The 18,184-nt window shown below is 38.5% G+C and carries 19 protein-coding genes and 3 pseudogenes; 6 read left to right on the top strand and 16 right to left on the bottom strand.

The window, feature by feature from the left end; all coding sequences use genetic code 11:
* Positions 1–376: 376 nt before the first annotated feature.
* From AB5Z52_RS01395 to AB5Z52_RS01370, 6 genes and pseudogenes are all read right to left on the bottom strand, one after another.
* Positions 377–616, bottom strand: a complete 240-nt coding sequence (locus tag AB5Z52_RS01395) for a helix-turn-helix domain-containing protein (protein ID WP_008788617.1) — start codon at positions 614–616, stop codon at positions 377–379.
* Positions 617–620: 4 nt separating this feature from the next.
* Positions 621–1,040 (bottom strand): sigma factor-like helix-turn-helix DNA-binding protein, encoded by a 420-nt coding sequence (locus AB5Z52_RS01390; RefSeq protein WP_022278534.1) that lies wholly within the window; start codon positions 1,038–1,040, stop codon positions 621–623.
* 226 nt (positions 1,041–1,266) lie between these two features.
* Positions 1,267–2,505: a macrolide efflux MFS transporter Mef(H) gene (gene mef(H), locus AB5Z52_RS01385; RefSeq protein ID WP_070509550.1), complete on the bottom strand. Its 1,239-nt coding sequence runs from the start codon at positions 2,503–2,505 to the stop codon at positions 1,267–1,269.
* 106 nt (positions 2,506–2,611) lie between these two features.
* Positions 2,612–3,247 carry a TetR/AcrR family transcriptional regulator gene (locus AB5Z52_RS01380; protein WP_022278536.1) on the bottom strand — a complete coding sequence of 212 codons (636 nt, stop codon included), beginning with the start codon at positions 3,245–3,247 and terminating at the stop codon, positions 2,612–2,614.
* 113 nt (positions 3,248–3,360) lie between these two features.
* A pseudogene (locus tag AB5Z52_RS01375) lies at positions 3,361–3,453 on the bottom strand (conjugal transfer protein); the annotation flags it as partial.
* 135 nt (positions 3,454–3,588) lie between these two features.
* Complete coding sequence (locus AB5Z52_RS01370) at positions 3,589–4,224, bottom strand: helix-turn-helix domain-containing protein (protein ID WP_008788621.1); 636 nt, start codon at positions 4,222–4,224, stop codon at positions 3,589–3,591.
* Positions 4,225–4,735: 511 nt separating this feature from the next.
* Here AB5Z52_RS01370 and AB5Z52_RS01365 point away from each other — a divergent pair.
* The 4 genes and pseudogenes from AB5Z52_RS01365 to AB5Z52_RS01350 form a co-directional block, all read left to right on the top strand.
* Complete coding sequence (locus AB5Z52_RS01365) at positions 4,736–5,878, top strand: XRE family transcriptional regulator (RefSeq protein ID WP_070509552.1); 1,143 nt, start codon at positions 4,736–4,738, stop codon at positions 5,876–5,878.
* Positions 5,871–6,077 carry an excisionase gene (locus AB5Z52_RS01360; RefSeq protein WP_070509556.1) on the top strand — a complete coding sequence of 69 codons (207 nt, stop codon included), beginning with the start codon at positions 5,871–5,873 and terminating at the stop codon, positions 6,075–6,077. The genes AB5Z52_RS01365 and AB5Z52_RS01360 overlap by 8 nt, the downstream gene beginning before the upstream one ends.
* Positions 6,078–6,155: 78 nt before the next feature.
* Positions 6,156–7,349: a site-specific integrase gene (locus AB5Z52_RS01355; RefSeq protein WP_070509558.1), complete on the top strand. Its 1,194-nt coding sequence runs from the start codon at positions 6,156–6,158 to the stop codon at positions 7,347–7,349.
* Positions 7,350–7,763: 414 nt separating this feature from the next.
* Positions 7,764–8,054: pseudogene (locus AB5Z52_RS01350) on the top strand (hypothetical protein); the annotation flags it as partial.
* A gap of 284 nt (positions 8,055–8,338) precedes the next feature.
* On the opposite strand, the gene AB5Z52_RS01345 reads toward AB5Z52_RS01350, so the two are convergent.
* The 10 genes and pseudogenes from AB5Z52_RS01345 to AB5Z52_RS01300 form a co-directional block, all read right to left on the bottom strand.
* The gene (locus AB5Z52_RS01345; RefSeq protein WP_021149317.1) at positions 8,339–8,575 is read right to left on the bottom strand and encodes a thioredoxin family protein; all 237 of its coding nucleotides are present in this window, start codon (positions 8,573–8,575) and stop codon (positions 8,339–8,341) included.
* A gap of 23 nt (positions 8,576–8,598) precedes the next feature.
* Positions 8,599–9,584, bottom strand: a pseudogene (locus AB5Z52_RS01340) (permease).
* Positions 9,585–9,608: 24 nt separating this feature from the next.
* The gene (arsC, locus tag AB5Z52_RS01335; protein WP_368243456.1) at positions 9,609–10,025 is read right to left on the bottom strand and encodes an arsenate reductase (thioredoxin); all 417 of its coding nucleotides are present in this window, start codon (positions 10,023–10,025) and stop codon (positions 9,609–9,611) included.
* Positions 10,022–11,098, bottom strand: a complete 1,077-nt coding sequence (gene arsB, locus AB5Z52_RS01330; protein WP_029487212.1) for an ACR3 family arsenite efflux transporter — start codon at positions 11,096–11,098, stop codon at positions 10,022–10,024. Before arsB ends, arsC begins: the two co-directional genes overlap by 4 nt.
* 21 nt (positions 11,099–11,119) lie before the next feature.
* Positions 11,120–11,413: a helix-turn-helix transcriptional regulator gene (locus tag AB5Z52_RS01325; RefSeq protein WP_005471753.1), complete on the bottom strand. Its 294-nt coding sequence runs from the start codon at positions 11,411–11,413 to the stop codon at positions 11,120–11,122.
* 299 nt (positions 11,414–11,712) lie between these two features.
* Positions 11,713–12,786, bottom strand: a complete 1,074-nt coding sequence (locus AB5Z52_RS01320) for a PotD/PotF family extracellular solute-binding protein (protein ID WP_005471751.1) — start codon at positions 12,784–12,786, stop codon at positions 11,713–11,715.
* Positions 12,783–13,619, bottom strand: coding sequence for an ABC transporter permease (locus AB5Z52_RS01315; RefSeq protein WP_003127479.1), 837 nt, complete (start codon positions 13,617–13,619; stop codon positions 12,783–12,785). The genes AB5Z52_RS01320 and AB5Z52_RS01315 overlap by 4 nt, the downstream gene beginning before the upstream one ends.
* Complete coding sequence (locus AB5Z52_RS01310) at positions 13,616–14,425, bottom strand: ABC transporter permease (protein ID WP_029487213.1); 810 nt, start codon at positions 14,423–14,425, stop codon at positions 13,616–13,618. Before AB5Z52_RS01310 ends, AB5Z52_RS01315 begins: the two co-directional genes overlap by 4 nt.
* 10 nt (positions 14,426–14,435) lie before the next feature.
* Positions 14,436–15,524, bottom strand: a complete 1,089-nt coding sequence (locus AB5Z52_RS01305) for an ABC transporter ATP-binding protein (RefSeq protein ID WP_003127477.1) — start codon at positions 15,522–15,524, stop codon at positions 14,436–14,438.
* Between the two features lie 16 nt (positions 15,525–15,540).
* The gene (locus AB5Z52_RS01300) at positions 15,541–16,083 is read right to left on the bottom strand and encodes a helix-turn-helix domain-containing protein (protein WP_003127476.1); all 543 of its coding nucleotides are present in this window, start codon (positions 16,081–16,083) and stop codon (positions 15,541–15,543) included.
* 361 nt (positions 16,084–16,444) lie between these two features.
* Here AB5Z52_RS01300 and AB5Z52_RS01295 point away from each other — a divergent pair, with 361 nt between their 5' ends.
* Positions 16,445–17,434: an acryloyl-CoA reductase gene (locus tag AB5Z52_RS01295; protein WP_029487214.1), complete on the top strand. Its 990-nt coding sequence runs from the start codon at positions 16,445–16,447 to the stop codon at positions 17,432–17,434.
* Positions 17,431–18,183, top strand: coding sequence for a phosphopantothenate--cysteine ligase (locus tag AB5Z52_RS01290; protein WP_029487215.1), 753 nt, complete (start codon positions 17,431–17,433; stop codon positions 18,181–18,183). Before AB5Z52_RS01295 ends, AB5Z52_RS01290 begins: the two co-directional genes overlap by 4 nt.
* The last annotated feature ends 1 nt before the right edge of the window (position 18,184 follow it).

The following is an 18,184-nucleotide window of genomic DNA, read 5'->3' as shown; positions in this document are numbered from 1 at the left end:
CTATAAAAATTAGTATAAATTTAATCTCCCAAAAAAACAAACTATTTTGCCCTTTAAGCCAAAGAAAATCAGATTCCAAAATCATCCAGTCTTCTTTGGAAAGAAGAGACAGCTTTCGCTTATATACACAACTGCATTTCTCCCACCTTTCATGGCGTTCTCAATCAAGGGTCATTTCATGCGATAATTTCTCCCAAATTTTATATCTAATTTTCAATTATCCGCATAAACACTATACATTCAAGCATTTTGAAGTATAGAAAAACACTCATCTTACCACGAATTTACCACGATTGAATGAGCCTTGATATGACCGTAAAACTACTAAGGGAGATAGCACGAAACTGTGTATCTCCCGATTTTTTTATACAGTTGATTACTTCACTCCGATTTCAAATTTCAATATTGCTTTCATCATGTCTGTATGAATTTCTCCTTTTAGTTCTTCATCAACCTGCATAATGATTTTACCACTTTCAGAGTGGTAAAAAGGACGCAAGCATAATTTAGAAATATAACCGTCATAAAACTTCAAAATCTCTTTAACTGCCATTTCATCTCCGCTTGACGCTTTGCAAATCAATTCAAAAGAGGGATAGCCATAATCTTTACTCATTTCTTTACTTCCTTTCGCTCAAAAGCATTTTTAACTTCCTTAGTCCTCTAGTTCTTCTACTGCAAATAGCAGAACGTGATACATGGTACAGTTCTGAAATTTCTCTGTCGTTCATTCCTTGAAAATAACGTAATAAAATCGCACTACGCTGTTTTTCTGACAGTCTATGTAAAACTGTACCAAGTGTTTCATCAGATACATAAATTGTAAAGTGCAAGACTTTAAATGATACACAATCATAAAAACAGGTATCAATCGTTCCACGTTCAACTTGTTTCGTTTCGGCTATTTCACAAAACAATACTTCACGTTTAGAATGTCTTGCAAGCTGTCTGTTTCGACTTTTCACTTTGTTCTTAATGACAATCAGCATTAAAGAATTGAACTGTAATCTGACGATATGCTCGAAAGAAGATGTCCTCATAATCTCACCCCCTTTCTGCTAATGCTGAAATATATAAACGGAATACCGTTTATACCCTTTAGAAATACAGAAAAATGGTAAGAAAAAAGCCCACACAAAACATATATTTGTGCGAGCCTTAAATACTGCAATATTACTCTTTCTTTTATAACACTATCCTTTTAGCAGATTTCAAATTTTCTTTTATATATTGTTTTTAGCCTAACATACTATTTAACCCCTTGTATTATATCTCTAACTTTTGAAAAATTCTTTTTGAATATATTGAAATCATGATTGAAGCAATAGAAGCTACAAACATAACAACCCATGTTTCTTGTATAAATACATCGAATAAAATACCGTAAACCATTTGTCCAATAGGTTGACCGCACATAGCAACTGCTACCAGCGTAGCCATTATCTTTCCTACTAATTGCGGTGGTGTTTGTGTCTGAACAAGAGTGTAAATTTGAACAACAAACATAGTAGATACACCCATAGCCACAAAGCACATCACTGTAACTACCCAGTAGGAAACTATTGCAGGCAATTCTAAAAATAGCGAAATTCCCATAAGTAAAACAGAAACAGAACAAATAAGTAACAAGGTATAAAGGTTTTTTAGTTTTAACTTTGAAGCAACAAGAGCTGTTAAAATACCACCACATAAACCACCTAATGATAATGCTGATTGTGAAAAACCATATAGTGTATCTGGCATTTTTAAAACTTCAGAAATTAAGATAGGCAGACCAACAATTAAAACAGCACTTAAAACCAAATTGAAAATGCAAACCAAAAAGATTACGGATATAAAAATGGGTTTCTCCTTTTTCAAAAAGGTATAACTATCTTTTAAATCGTTTTTAGCAACTGCAATTACACCTACTTCACGAGGTCTTTTTTGGTGTGGAATATGGATAAAAATTTCCATAATGGCTGAAAAAGTAAAACATATAATACTAACAATTAAAATGGGATTGATACCATAAAATTGAAAAACTACTCCGCTTATAGCTGGTCCGATAAAGTTTGCTAAAGTATTTACTTGATTTATTATAGCATTACCGACGGTAAGTTTATCTGATGATACCAATAGAGGAATACTTGCTTGTACCGCTGGTTGATATGCACCAGAAATACCATAAAGTAACATCAAAGCAACAATAAACAAAGGTATGATAGGAATTTTTCCCAATGACAAATAAAATACTAAAATTATGATTGCTGTTACAAAATCTAGTATGACCATAATGTTTCTTTTATTTGTCCTGTCAGCAATAATACCACCTACCAGCGACAAAATAACCATAGGTAAAAAAGAGCAGGCTGTAACAATACCAAACAAAGCTGATGAACCAGTTTCTTTTAACAAATAGTACGGTAATGCAAATCGTAGGATAGCGTTTCCAAATAAAGAAATTATCTGTCCTATAACAACAAGTATAAAATCACGATTAAAAAGTTTTTTTTCTGCTTGCATAAAATCTCTCCTTTTTATTTAATCAAACAGACCGTCGGTTTATATAATGGTTTAAATAAACTGCTCTTTTATAGAGCAGTCTATCGTATAGGGATAACAAATACAGTTATTTACAAAACTGTATAAATGCAGAAATTGTTTCTTCGTCTAATAATGTGTCTATGCCTATTCCATTTAAAAGGGCATTGAATGTATTGCAACGTTTTTCCATACCCTCTTTATCCGTCATTTCAACTAATGGGTTGAGCCATACATTACTTAATACCATGATAACTTCTGCAATTTCATGTGAATTTTCAATCTCCAAAGACTTATCCTTGATACCTTGTTCTAAAACGGGTTCAACAAATTCAGGTACTACAATTTCATACATTTGTTCTATTTGCATAGCAAGAAAACGAGGATTGTTTAATAGTTGAGGAGAAACTGTCAATAAAACGCTTTGGTTAGAATTGAATACCGCTGTCTTAAATATTTCTCTTAACTTTTCTAAACCGTTTAAACTATCGTTATCTCTAATTTTAGCAAATATTACTGCATTTTCATTTCCAATTCTTTGAAAAATTGCTTTTAAAATATCTTCCTTTGAATCGAAATGATGATAAATAGCACCTTTAGAAAGTTTTGTTTCATTGATAATATCTTGCAATGATGTGTTATCATATCCTTTTTCACAAAACATTTTTGTAGAAACATCTAAAATGAGTTTTACTGTTTCTTCTGGATATTTATTTCGTGCCATAACTTACCTCCAATACAAACCGTTGGTCTGATTAAAGTATATCTTAGTATTTTATGCTTGTCAATATAAAGACTTGCAATTTTATAAAAATGCAGAATGCAAGCCTTTTTCATTTATTCTACAATCTTCCAGTTGCTTTCCTTATGCGGTGTCAATTCATACTGTGATACCTGCGTTGCCTTTGCCTGATTTACCACAAATCAGATTTTATCCCTTTCTTCCTCTTGATTGCCCACAACAGAAAAGAAAAAGCCCTGTCAAGAGCTTTGCCACCATTGGTGGTGCTTTGCACTCTTGATCGGGCTTTTTGTTTGCTGTATCTTCTCGCAAGAGGAAAAAAGTTACTCGTCCTCATCATCAAAATTGTTATTCCTTAATACTTCTCGTAACAGTTCCATATCTTCTTTTGAGTTCGGGTTTATCATTTTCACGACTTGATAAGGTGTCTTATACTTATGTCCCTCTATGCTTTCCCCAAACATATCCATACTGTATAAATCATCATAGCGGTCTAATAATTTTTGAAACTTCAAATGCTGGATAAATTCTTTGATTGGGTAAAGGTCGGACGCTTCAATGCTTTTCCCGTTGATATAGTCTGTAATATATTCCCGTAACTTTTCTAACTCATATTCCAGCCATTCTTCCTCGCTGTCAAAGAAGTTATCATAGTGTCCATGTTTCAGTTCTGCATTTAGACGTTCTTCGGCTCTTAAAAACTGACAGACTTCCTTTTCAGATTGATTGACATACTTCCATTCTCCCGACAACAATTCATTGGGCGTAACGTCCAGCACTTCCATTATCTTTTCCAGCGTTTCATAGGCAGGATAGTTCAACCCTCTTTCAATCTTGGAAAGGCTCTGCATATTGATACCAATTTTGTCCGCAAGTTCCTGTTGTTTCATTCCCCTAAATTTTCTTATGGTCTGTATATTATTTCCTAAATGGCTTATTTTCATTGCATAACCCTCCATATCTCGTTATATCTTCGCTATTATAAGTCTATCATGCTTAATATGATTTGTAAAGGCAAAAAAAGATATTGACAAATAAGCATATAAGAATTACTATGTTCTTGTAATCGAATAAGCACAATAGAATGAAATATAAAAACATTCAAAAAGAAATACCTATCTGATTAAATCCGTAGATATGAATATCGGTTGAAATGGAACTTGTTAGAAAAGGCAAAACAGAACTTGCTGACAAAGTATTTCTGACACGGTGGCGGAAGCCTCTCAGGCTTACCGCCATGACACCTTGTGTCAAGGGGAAGAAATGCTTTGTCGGCTGGCGAGCCTGCGAGCCTTGTCTGTGCCCCCGTTATCTAACAGGGGGGCACTATTTCACAAAAGACAAGTCAAAAACCATACAACCCCAAAGCTGTAAGGAGTAATGAGGAGTTTTAAGAAGATAGTAACTTCACATTCTTTTGAATGGTGGTTTACAGGTATTTCAAGGCTATTGTGGGATTGGAGGAATACAATGAACAATTTAGAATTTGCACTTGAAATGAAGAACAAACGTCTTGCAAGCGGTCTTTCACAAGAAGAACTTGCAAGTCTTACCCATGTATCAAGATATAGTATCAACCGCTTTGAGAACGGAAAAGCCAACGCCAGTAAGGAAACACAAAATATTATCCTGCGTTGTCTGAATTACTATATCTGCGATAAGCCTTTTTATCTGCTCGTTGATTATCTGTCTGTCCGTTTTCCAACGACTGACGCATTGGAAATTATCCGAAAGGTGCTTGGCATGAAAGCAGATTATTTTATCCATTATGACTATGGATATTATGGCTATAAAGAGCATTACGCCTACGGGGAAATCAAGGTTATGGCTTCTGATGATGAACACATGGGCGTATTCTTGGAATTAAAAGGAGCAGGCTCACGCAACATGGAATATGTTTTACAGACACAGAACAGAGATTGGTATTCATTCTTAAACCGCTGTCTTGACTGTGGCGGTGTTATCCGACGTTTTGACTTGGCAATCAATGATATGTGCGGTCTGCTGGATATTCCCGTTTTGTCTGAAAAATACAAAAATGGCGGTGCGGAATGTCGCTGTAAAAACTATGAAAATGTGCAAGGTGGAAAACTAAGCGGAAAAAACCGTAATTTAGCAAGTACCCTTTATATCGGCTCAAAGGCAAGCACAAAATATTTCTGCCTGTATGAAAAACAAAAGGAACAGGCAACCAAAAAGAAACATACGGATATTATCAACCGTTTTGAAATTCGTCTGCGTGATAAAAAGGCAGTACAGGCAGTTGAGGAATTGTTATTGACATATAACCCTCATGGGCTGGTGTTTCACCTTATTACTGATTTTGTGCAATTTCCCGACTATCCGCTGTGGGAGATATTCATTTCCCATGACAGTTTACCTTTTGAAATGAACCCCGTACCTGTCAATATGGAACGCACTCTGCAATGGCTGAAAAGACAGGTCATGCCGTCAATCGTGATGATAGAGGAAATCGACAGGCTGACAGGCTCAAACTACATGAAAATGATTGATGAATGTACCCACCTTTCCGAAAAACAGGAAATGCTTGTGGAACAGATGTGTACGGATATAGCAGATGTAATCGAAAGTGAGGGGGTGTTTTATGAGTAATGCACAGGATATTCCCGTATGGGAAAAATACACCCTTACCATTGAGGAAGCGTCAAAGTATTTCCGTATCGGAGAAAACAAGTTAAGACGATTGGCAGAGGAAAACAAGGACGCTGGCTGGCTCATTATAAATGGCAACCGCATACAGATTAAACGCCGACAGTTTGAACAGGTTATTGACAAATTGGACGCAATCTAATGCAAATGAGCCTTGTATGTGCTATGATGAATACAAATCATATCAAGGCTCTTTCCAACAAGGAAAGGAGCAGACACCATGAAAGAAAAAAGACGGGATAACAAAGGTCGTATCCTGCATACTGGAGAGAGCCAACGAACAGACGGAAAATACTTATATAAATATGTGGACGCATTTGGAAACACAAAATATGTGTATGCTTGGAGATTGACACCCATAGACCCGACACCAAAGGGAAAACGGGAAAAACCCTCACTTCGAGAACTGGAACAGCAGATAAGACGGGATATTGAGGACGGTATCGACAGCACAGGCAAGAAAATGACGCTTTGCCAACTCTATGCCAAACAGAACGCACAGAGGGCAAATGTGAAGAAAAGCACAATGAAACAACGGGAACAACTCATGCGGTTATTGAAAGAGGATAAGTTAGGTGCTAGGAGCATTGATACGATAAAACCCTCTGACGCTAAAGAATGGGCGTTACGCATGAAAGACAAAGGCTTTTCCTACAATACCATTAACAACCATAAACGCTCGTTAAAAGCGTCATTCTATATCGCCATACAAGACGATTGCGTAAGGAAGAACCCTTTTGATTTCAAGTTAAATGAAGTCCTAGAAAATGATACCAAAGAGAAAGTCGCATTGACAGAGGAACAGGAACAAGCCTTATTGTCATTTATTAAGACGGACAATGTGTATCACAAGCATTATGATGATGTGCTGATACTGTTAAAGACAGGACTTCGTATCTCGGAACTGTGCGGACTGACAGTAGCCGATATTGATTTCAAGAATGAAGTTGTGATTATCGACCACCAGTTACTAAAGAGCAAGGAACAAGGCTATTATATTGAAACGCCTAAGACGAAAAGCGGAATAAGGCAAGTACCATTAAGCAGAGAAACGATACAGGCATTTCAACGGGTTATGAAGAAACGCCCAAAGGCAGAACCATTTGTGATAGACGGACGGGGCAATTTCCTATTTGTCAATCATAAGGGCAAGCCAAAAGTTGCGATTGATTACAACGCCTTATTTGTCCGTATGGTAAAGAAATACAACAAGCACCACAAAGACAATCCCTTGCCACATATCACACCGCATACGCTACGTCATACGTTCTGCACAAGACTGGCAAGCAAGAACATGAACCCAAAAGATTTACAGTATATCATGGGACATTCAAATATCAGTATCACAATGAACTGGTACGCTCATGCGTCCATAGATACCGCAAAATCAGAGGTTCAGCGTCTAATCGCATAGAAGTATTTACCACGATTTTAACCACGCTTGATAGCGAAAATATAAGAAGATAGACCTAGATATGTGAGGTTTACCACAAAAGCAAAATGCCCGTAGAGCCTATAAAATAAGGCTTTGCGGACATTTAAGGAGATATAAAAAGATAGTCAAAAAGACATATATAATTTCTAGAAAATTCCATATTATTATCTTCGAATTAGCTGATTCATTCTAAAAACTACGGCTATAAACCCATGACCCTTTTCAAAAAAAGTTACTGTAACTGACGCGTTGTATATTTAGTTTTTATAGGATAGCGCTTTGTTTGGGACTATTTCTTGTTTCGACCTAGTACTGCTTAGTATTTCTTCTGCAGGGCAGCTGCTTCCAATTGTCTCAGCGACTCTTTTCTAAGACAAAAAAACCTGTAGACAAAGACTTTTGCTGTCTCTCTACAGGTCGCTAGGAAGCTGTAACTATTTTAAAACACAATGGGGAAAGATATTTTTGAAACTTGCTTCCTTCCCTTGTATCAGTCAATACTCGATCAATCAATCAACCGGAGATGTGCGAATTGCCCCGTTGGTCTATTCAAAAGAAACAGCTTCTTATCAGTACACAGAGGACAATCAATATCTACTAGAACAACAATATCTTTATCTGCCATTCGTGATGGAAGTCGAGAAAGAACGTCTGTTAAACGCAGCGTATCCATCATCAAAATAAGGTGACAAGATTGATAAGCACGTGACAAAGAAAATACTGCTAGGACACTCCCCAATGGGTAGTTGTCACAGTTTCCTGTTCTTTGTTAGCCCCCTGTTAGCCCCCTGTTAGAACCGGTGGCTTTATTCATGCAGTCCGGCTACGCCTTCCTGCAATAGACAAAACTCCAGATCGGGTGATTCGCTTGTGGCGAAACCCGACCTGGAGTTTGTCTTTACAGTATTATTTTGTACTTCTTTCGAATATCTCGAAACATCCAGTGATTTTTATATAAATGATATCTTTCAAACTTCTTGCAATAGCTGTTTAATTTCCTTTGGTTTTGCAACCCGGCCACTAACAACTAATTTATCATCAATAATCAACCCTGGAGTCTTCATCACACCAGCTTTCACGATTTCAGCCATATCTTCGACTTTTGTAATTGTTGGTGTCATACCTAACTCTGATACTGCTGTTTCCACGTTTTCTTTTAATTTTTGACAGTTTTTACACCCTGAACCTACAATTTTAATTTCCATAATTTTCTAATCCCCTTATCTTTTTATAAAGCTACACTATTGAAAATAAAGCCAATCAATAGAATACCTACAATGCAAATTGTGATAAAGATCCCTAACAGTTTAGGTTTAACCACTCTACTTAACATGATTAGTGATGGCAAAGACAACGTTGTGACAGACATCATGAAAGCCATTAAAGTTCCCACTGGCACCCCTTTTGAGAATAGCGCTTCTGCTATCGGGAGAACACCAAAAATATCTGCATAAATAGGTACCCCAATTAAGGTCGCAATAATCAGGCCAAATGGATTATTATTACCTAGAATGCTTTGAATAAAACTGGTTGGAATCCAATTATGAATGAGCGCACCAATCCCAACTCCAATTAATACATAAAGCCAGACTTTACTGGCAACCTCTTTCACTTGCCCCCAACCATAAGCCATTCTTTTCTTAATGGTATAGGTTTCAACTTGGCTAAGACCTTCCTCCATTTCGCGAATATAATCTTGAATTTCATTCTCTAGGTGTAATTTATCAATGAGTGTACCTCCAATTACAGCTAGCAGTAATCCTAAAAGAACATAAGCTACCGCAAATTTCCAGCCAAAAAAAGACATTAACATGATAATTGACGCAATATCAACCATGGGTGAGGAAATAAGGAAGGAGAAGGTTACTCCTAACGGTAATCCAGCGGTTGTAAACCCAATAAAGATTGGAATGCTAGAACAACTACAAAAAGGCGTAACTGTTCCCAAAAGTGCCCCCAGTAAATTGCCTTTCCACCCCTTTAATCCACCCAACAATACCTTGGTTCTTTCAGGTGGAAAAAAGTCTGAACGTACCCCATAACAAAAATTAATATCGTTAATAAAATAAAAATCTTAATTGTATCAAACAGAAAGAACTGAAGACTTGCCCCTATCTTGCTGTCTAGCGAAAGCCCAAAACGCTCAATTAATTTCCCCATCAAATCATTTAGCCAAACCATTTTTAGTAATTGGTCGCTAATCCAAGTCCACATACCTTACCCCGCTCCCTTTTTGAATTACACATTTAACTGCTGCGATAATTCAATCATTCTCTTTTTGATTTCATCTCTTGTGTTTCGAAAGGCACTTCTAATTTCTGCCTCAGATCCTTTCGCTTTGGCAGGGTCTACTAAATCCCAATGAAGGTGTGTGCTTTCCTTTGGAATCATGGGACACTTATCTGCTGCGTCACCGCAAAGAGTAATAATCCTATCGGACTGATTAAAGTAGTCCAAATCAATCAAGTCAGATGTTTGATTCGAAATATCGATTCCAGATTCTTCCATTACAGACACCGCTCTAGGATTCAAGCCGTGAGTTTCAACGCCAGCACTTCGAATCTCCCAAGAATCATCTAAGTATTTTTTAGCAAATCCTTCCGCTATTTGGCTTCGACAGGAATTGCCCGTACATAAGAAATAGATTTTTTTCATTCATTTTCTCCTTTTGTCGGGAACCAATCTTTCGTTCCATTGATCAATTTTACTAATAACAACATAACAGGCACTTCTGTCAGAACACCAACTGTTGTCACTAGCACAACTGGTGAATTGACACCGAAAAGCGTAATTGCTACGGCAACCGATAACTCAAAAAAGTCTGAAGCACCAATCAAAGCTGCTGGAGCTGCCACATTATGAGGCTGTTTTGTCCATTTACAAGTAAAATAAGCAAAGTTTGCGGTAATAATATTTTGTAAGACTAAAGGCACGGCAATCATGAGAACGTGAAACGGATTGTTTAAAATAATATCCCCCTGATAAGTAAAAATGATTACCAATGTCAATAACAAGCCAATCGTTGTAATGGAGTCAAACTTTGGTAAGAAGCGATTGTTAAAGTAATCAATTCCCTTACGTTTTATCATGAAGTATCTCGTCAATGCCCCACCAACTAACGGTACTAGCACAAATAGTAGTACAGAAGCAAAGAGAATATTCCATGGTACAAACACATTATTTACTCCTAAAAGAAAAGAAACAATTGGTACAAATAGGACAATGATTAATAAATCGTTAATTGATACTTGAACCAAGGTATGTGCTGGATCACCTTTTGTAAGGTTTGACCAAACAAATACCATAGCGGTACATGGCGCTGCCCCTAACAAAACCGCTCCAGCCACATAGTCTTTTGCTAAGTCTGCTGGGATAAAATTGCTAAAAACAACATAAAAGAAGAAAGAGGCTAAGCCAAACATCAAGAACGGCTTAATTAGCCAGCTTGTAATGCTAGAGATCATAATCCCCTGATATGTTTTTCGGACGTTCAGTATTGATTTAAAATCGATTTTCATCATCATTGGGAAAATCATAACCCAAGTTAAAACGGCAATTGGAATATTTGTATTTAATACTTGATAGCTTTCTAATCGGTCTGCGACACTAGGTAAAAACTTTCCGATTAGCATGCCTGCTGCCATACATAACAATACCCAAACTGTTAGATACTTCTCGAAAAAATTTATTGCAGGTTTTTCAGTTACTTCCGTAGATACATTGTTCATTCATAAGACTCCTATCGTTTACTAGCTAATTGATTTTTCTTTGATAAGAAGTTCCTTCAAAATTACTAGGAAATCCTCAACAAAATCTTCCTGTAAAGCGTAATGATGCCATTGACTTTTTTTCGTTACTTTGACAATTCCTGCCTTCTCTAAAAGCTTCATGTGGTGTGATAATGTCGGTTGAGTAAAGTCAAAATGCTCCAACACTTCACATGCACAAAGAGAGTCAGCTGTAGAAAGTAAGTCAACAATTTTCAGCCTTTTTGGATCAGCTAAGGCTTTCATGATGGTAGCAATCTGTTCATAGTTTTCCATGGAGGACCTCCTATTGAATTGTATATAGATAATTATCTATATACAATATAGATGAACGCCTATATACGGTCAAGCGTTTCTGTCTTTTTATTTTCAACATCGTCTGGTAAAAATCTCTATCGCAAAGCTTTTCTAGCAAAGTATCTCTGGTAGAAAAACGTGGTAGAAAAAATAAAATAACACAAAAAAAGCGGCTTTTCAGCCGCTTTTGGTAGAAAATTGGAAAACTCAGATAGAAAAAGGACGATTTTTAGCTCTTTAGAACGTTGATAAATCCCCATTCTTACTGAGTTTTACCATTATCTCCTGTACATCTTCAACTCCAAAAATAGGTCATTATAAATGCCTAAATATTGGGCGCCTAGATTTTCATAGACTTCCAAATGCTTCATCAGCTCATCTGAAGGATAGAACTGTTTGTCTTGCGTGATTTCATCTGGCAATAACGCGAGTGCTTTTTTGTTTGGTGTGGAATAACCGATATACTCAGCATTTTGGGCAGCATTTTCTGGTTCAAGCATAAAGTTCAAAAATGCATAGGCCCCTTCTTCATTTTTTGACGTTTTGGGAATAACCATATTATCAAACCAAAGATTGGATCCTTCGGATGGGATCACATAATGGATATGTTCATTCTCATACATCATATCGGCTGCTTCTCCCGAGAAAGTCACAGCGACAGAGGCTTCTTCGTTTGCCATATACATTTTGATTTCGTCTGCTACGATTGCTTTGATGTTTGGCGTCATTTTGCGCAATTTGTTGAAGGCTGCTGTAAGCTGTTTGTCGTCTTTGCTGTTCAATGAATACCCCAAACTGTTTAACCCTAGACCGATGACTTCCCGCGCGCCATCGATCAGCATGATACTGTCTTTTAGTTCTGGTTTCCACAGATCATCCCATTCCTTGATTTCACCTTCAGCAAAAAATTTATCATTATAGACGATACCAAGAGTCCCCCAAAAATATGGGATCGAATAGCGGTTGTCAGGATCAAAACTTAAATCCAAAAAGCGGGGATCAATATTGTCTAGCCCTTTGATCTTGCTGTGATCAAGAGGTTTCAGCAAGTGCTCTTCCATCATTTTTTGGATCATATATTCACTTGGGATGGCAATGTCATAGGACGTTCCTCCTTGCTGAATTTTCGTAAACATCGCTTCATTGGAATCGAAGGTTTCATAATTGACCTTATAACCGGTCTCGTTCTCAAACTTCTTCAAAAGATCTGGATCGATATAATCACCCCAGTTATAGATATTCAAAACTTTGGCGCCCGCCATTCCTGAAGAATGTTCCAACTCCCGTACACCAAACAGCAGTACCAAAATGATGGCGACAATTCCTATGATCAAAGATTGTAATCTTTTCATCGCAGATTTGCCACCTCCGCTCGCCGATTTTTACGTAGTTTTTTCGACACATTTTCTTTGCTGATAAAGTAGTACCCTACGACTAGAATCATTGAGAATAAAAAGACCAATGTGCTCAAGGCATTGATTTCTAGGCTGATCCCCTGACGGGCACGAGAATAGATTTCTACAGAAAGTGTGCTAAAGCCATTCCCTGTTACAAAGAACGTCACAGCAAAATCATCCAGTGAATAAGTGAAAGCCATGAAATAGCCGGCAATGACTCCCGGTGTCAGAAACGGCAAAATAATGTTCTTGATGACTTGCAGATTATTGGCACCTAAGTCACGAGCGGCATCAATCATGGAATCATTCATTTCTTGTAGCTTTGGTAAAACCATCAAAACAACGATGGGAATACTAAAGGCCACATGAGACAGTAACACACTAAAAAAACCTAGGCTAAAGCCGCGGAACAAATTTCCGATCATCGTGAAGAAAATCAGAAAACTGGCACCAATGATGACATCTGGAGAAACCAGTAAGACATTGTTCAAACTTAACAACGCTGTTCGTGTTCGCCGTTTTTTCGTATAGTAGATCCCCATCGCACCGAACGTGCCGATCACTGTTGCTAAAAGGGCGGATAAAAATGCCAGCATAAAGGTATTCAATACAATGATCATCAGACGTGTATCTTGAAAGACGGACTGGTAATGTTCAAAGGTAAACCCAGTAAAGTCATTCATTGTACCGCCATCATTGAAGGAATAAAAAATCAAATAAAAAATTGGGACGTACAATAGGATAAAGACAACGACAAGATAAAGATTTGACCAGCGGAATTTTTTCATTTTCGTTGTCCTCCTTTTTTCTTCTCACCTGTCAGGAGCATCACTAAGAACATAGCAATAATCAAAATCACACCGATCGTCGAACCCATGCCCCAGTTTTGTGTCACAAGGAAATGCTGCTCAATCGCAGTTCCTAACGTGATTACACGGTTTCCTCCAATCAAACGTGTCAGCATGAAGAGTGAAAGAGAAGGAATGAAAACTGCTTGTACGCCGCTTTTGACGCCGTTCAATGACAAAGGCAGAATGACCCGGCGAAAAGTCTCATAGCTGTTCGCTCCTAAGTCACGGCTCGCACTAATCAATGAAGGATTCATCTCCTCTAGTGCATTGAAAATCGGCATGATCATAAAGGGCAGCTCAATATAGACCGCTACCGTTAAAAAGCTAAAATCGGTGAACAAAATCTGTTTTGGTCCGACACCCGTGATCTCCAAAAAATGATTGACGCTGCCATGAATTCCAAAAATACCAATAAAGGCATAGGCTTTTAACAGCAAATTGACCCATGTAGGTAAAATAATCAGCAGTAACCATAAGTCTTTATGACGTAGTTTTGTCAAAAAGTAAGCCGTAGGATAACTGATGACCAACGTGATCAATGTGATCAAAAAGGCATACCACACGGAGTTCAATGTCATGATCAAATACTTGCCGGAACCTAAATAACTTTGATAATTGACCAGTGAAAAATTCCCATCCATATCGAAAAAGGACTGATAGACGATCAATAATACTGGTGCGATAACAAATAGCAATAACCAAAAGACATAGGGTATTGCATAGAAACGACGCATTTTCGTCATGTGCTCCCTCCTAATCTTCGTAGCTCTCTAAACGAGCATCAAAATCTTCTTCTGATTCATTGAAACGCATGACATGAATGTCTTCAGGCTCAAAAAACAAACCGATCTTGCTGCCTTCTTTGGCTTTTCTAGTCGAATGGACCATCCATTCATTGCCTTGTTCATCGTAACAAATGATTTCATAATGTACGCCGCGGAACAATTGCGTGTCTACCTCAACGATCAATTTCCCTTTCTCAGCGGTGGTCAAACTTAGATCTTCTGGGCGGATCACGATTTCAACGGGTTCATTCGCCCGCATACCGCCATCCACGCACTCGAAGCGTTTGCCGACAAACTCGACTAAATTATCATCGATCATCGTGCCATTCACGATATTACTTTCGCCGACAAAGTCCGCCACAAAATGATTGATCGGCTCGTCATAAATGTCTACCGGTGTCCCACTTTGAATGATCTTTCCTTTATTCATGACGAAGATCTCATCACTCATCGCTAATGCTTCTTCTTGATCGTGGGTCACAAAGATAAAGGTAATTCCTAATCGCTGCTGCAGTTCCCGCAATTCGTACTGCATGTCTGTTCGTAATTTCAAGTCTAAAGCTGACAAAGGCTCATCTAAGAGTAAAACTTTCGGCTCATTGACGATCGCTCGCGCAATCGCCACCCGTTGACGCTGTCCACCGGACATTTCACTGATCTCACGATTTTCGTAACCTGGAAGTTGGACCAATCGCAATGCTTCTTTGACTTTCTTTGTGACTTCGTCTTTCGGCAGCTTCTTGATCCGTAAGCCAAAAGCCACATTCTCGAACACGTTCATATGTGGAAACAACGCATAGTCCTGAAAGACAGTATTAACTTGTCGCTGATTTGCCGGAACATCGTTGATACGCTGGCCATCAAAGTAAACATCGCCTTCTGTTGCTTCGGAAAATCCGGCAATGATCCGTAAGATCGTGGTTTTCCCACATCCTGAAGGACCTAAAAGCGTATAAAAACGCCCTTCTTCAATATCAAAACTAACATTTTTCAAGACGGTTTCATCGTCATCAAATCGCTTGACCACGTTATTGAACGAAATAATTGTTTTTCCCACACTTTTTCCCCCTAAATCATAAATAAGAATCAGTTACAACGATCAAGGCGCGACTTTTTTGCCGGCCGATATTTCTCAATTGATGCGGTTCTGTTGCTTGGTAATAAATGGACTGTCCCTTACGTGCTTTGTATTCTGATTCCCCGAGGCTCAGTGCAATCGTTCCTTCCAAAACATAAATAAATGTTTCCGCTAAAGAAGGTTCAAATGTCTTATACTCGCCGGCTTTCTCAAAAGTCAACACGACTGGCTCCATCTCTTTTTCATTCGAGTCTGGAATCAGCCACCGCAGTTCATAGCCATTTTCTTCATCATAATAACTCGTACTGTCTTCTTCTCGATAGACCACTTGATGGTCTGCATTTTCTTGACGGAAAAATTCTTCCGGGGTCACTCCAAGGACTTCTAAAATCGTAAAAAAAGTTTCCATTGAAGGTGAACTTAAATCCCTTTCTAATTGGGAGATGTACCCTTTGGATAAATCGGTTCGTTCCCCTAATTCTTCTTGTGTCAGATTTTTTTGGACCCGCAAATTGCGGAGCTTCTCGCCAATCTCCATCTACATTCCCCCTCGATCAAAAATATAGTAAAAAATTCCCACAAAAAAGTTTGCTAATAGTAAACTTCAAGTTTAATTTCACTTTTTCCAGTATACAAACTTTTCTAAAAAAAACAAGTCTTTTTTTACCTTTTTTGAAGAGAATTTTTCGAAGCTTTCTTATTGACTAAATGAGCTGCAGCCAATGGGCAGCTGTCACATAATGCCTTTATTTAGCCGTTTTCATTCAGTAGCTCTCAATGCTCTTCTCTCATTCTAACGAAGAAATTGTCTCATGAATAATCATCTGTTTCGCAACAATGATTAAAAATCAACCAGATTATGGTATCATGAGTTCAAACCATTAAAGGAGTTGCCTTGAATGACAGAATTTTCGTCTTATATCGTAACAAATGAACCAACATTTACTGCCACTTTAAAGACCTGCAAACTGACAGATTTACCTGAGGGAGACGTTCTTGTCAAAGTCGCTTATTCCGATGTCAATTATAAAGATGCTTTAGCAGCTAAAGAAAATGGCGGTGTTATCCGTACTTATCCGATGACACCAGGCATCGACTTGGCTGGTGAAGTCATTGAAAGTCAAAGTCCGGATTTTTCAACCGGCGACCAAGTACTGCTGACAGGTTACGGCCTAGGTGTTTCTCATCCCGGTGGCTTCAGCCAATACCAACGGGTACCGGCTGATTGGCTGATCAAACGACCAGAAACCTTATCGGCTAAAGATAGTATGCGTTATGGTACTGCTGGCTTTACTGCGGCACTGGCTGTCACCGAACTTGAAAAACTTGCCCTTGAAAAAGAAGCGCCGATCGTCATTACCGGAGCTTCCGGAGGTGTCGGAAGTATCAGCATCGCATTGTTGCATAAGTTAGGCTATACAAACATCGTCGCACTTTCTCGTAAAAAAGAGGCAGACTGGTTATTGGCACTAGGAGCAACCAAAATCACTGATCCAGCTGATTGGCAACCAGAAAAAATCAAACCGCTGGCGAAGCAGACAGTAGCGGCAGTTATTGATACCGTCGGTGGTTCCCTTCTTTCCGCATTATTGCCGCAAATCCGTTACGGCGGCGGTGCCTTTTTATGCGGAAATGCTGGGGGTATCAACATCGAAACGACGGTTTTACCCTTTATTCTTCGCGGCATCCGCGTGATCGGTATTGACTCGGTCAATGTTGACACTGCCACTCGTAACGAACTTTGGCAACGTCTAGCAACAGGCTGGTATGTCGCAGATCAGCTGCATAGTCATGAGATTACCTTTGAAACATTGCCGGAAACACTCGCATCCTTATTAGCCGGTACCCATCAAGGTCGGACAATCGTCAAGGTGGCATCAGAAACATGAGAATATTGATCACTGCCGGCGGAACTTCCGAAAAAATTGATTCAGTACGGTCGATCACGAATCATTCAACAGGTTCATTAGGCAAAGCCATCGCTGAAGCGTTATTAGAAAAAGGGATTGAAATTGATTATGTCACAACTCGTCAAGCAAAACAGCCAGCTAACGATTCACGATTGACGGTCCACTCTATCGAAGGCACTCTTGGATTACTGAATTGTCTTGAGTCCTTATTATCGGCACATACTTACTTTGCAGTGATCCACAGCATGGCGGTCAGTGATTTCACACCTGATAACAGTTGGTCACAAGAAGCATTCTTGACAGCGATCAATCAGCTGCTTCCACAATTTGACAACCAAGTATCTCCTGAGTTGTTAGAGACATTAGTAGCACAGTCAATGGAACAGTCAGGCAAACTCTCTTCGAATACTGATCATCTAGTGATGGTCTTAAAGAAAACACCTAAAGTGATCCAGCGAATCAAAGCAAAACAACCTCAGACAAAGTTGGTGGGTTTCAAATTATTAGTCGATGTTTCGGAAGAAACACTTTTTCAAGTAGCCCGTGATAGTCTAGCTAAAAATCAAGCAGATTATGTCTTGGCCAATGACTTGACTACGATCAAAGAAGATCAGCATATTGGTCACTTACTAACTGCCGATAAAAAAATCGGTACCGGCCATACTAAGCTAGAAATTGCCGCATTGATCGTAGATACATTATTGAAAAATGAAGAGCCCCTTGGATAAG

Origin of the sequence: Enterococcus sp. RTP21361st1_A6_RTP21361_211029 (assembly GCF_040910045.1) — a bacterium.
GTDB lineage: Bacteria > Bacillota > Bacilli > Lactobacillales > Enterococcaceae > Enterococcus_D > Enterococcus_D gallinarum.
This window is presented reverse-complemented; position numbering and strand designations above follow the sequence as displayed.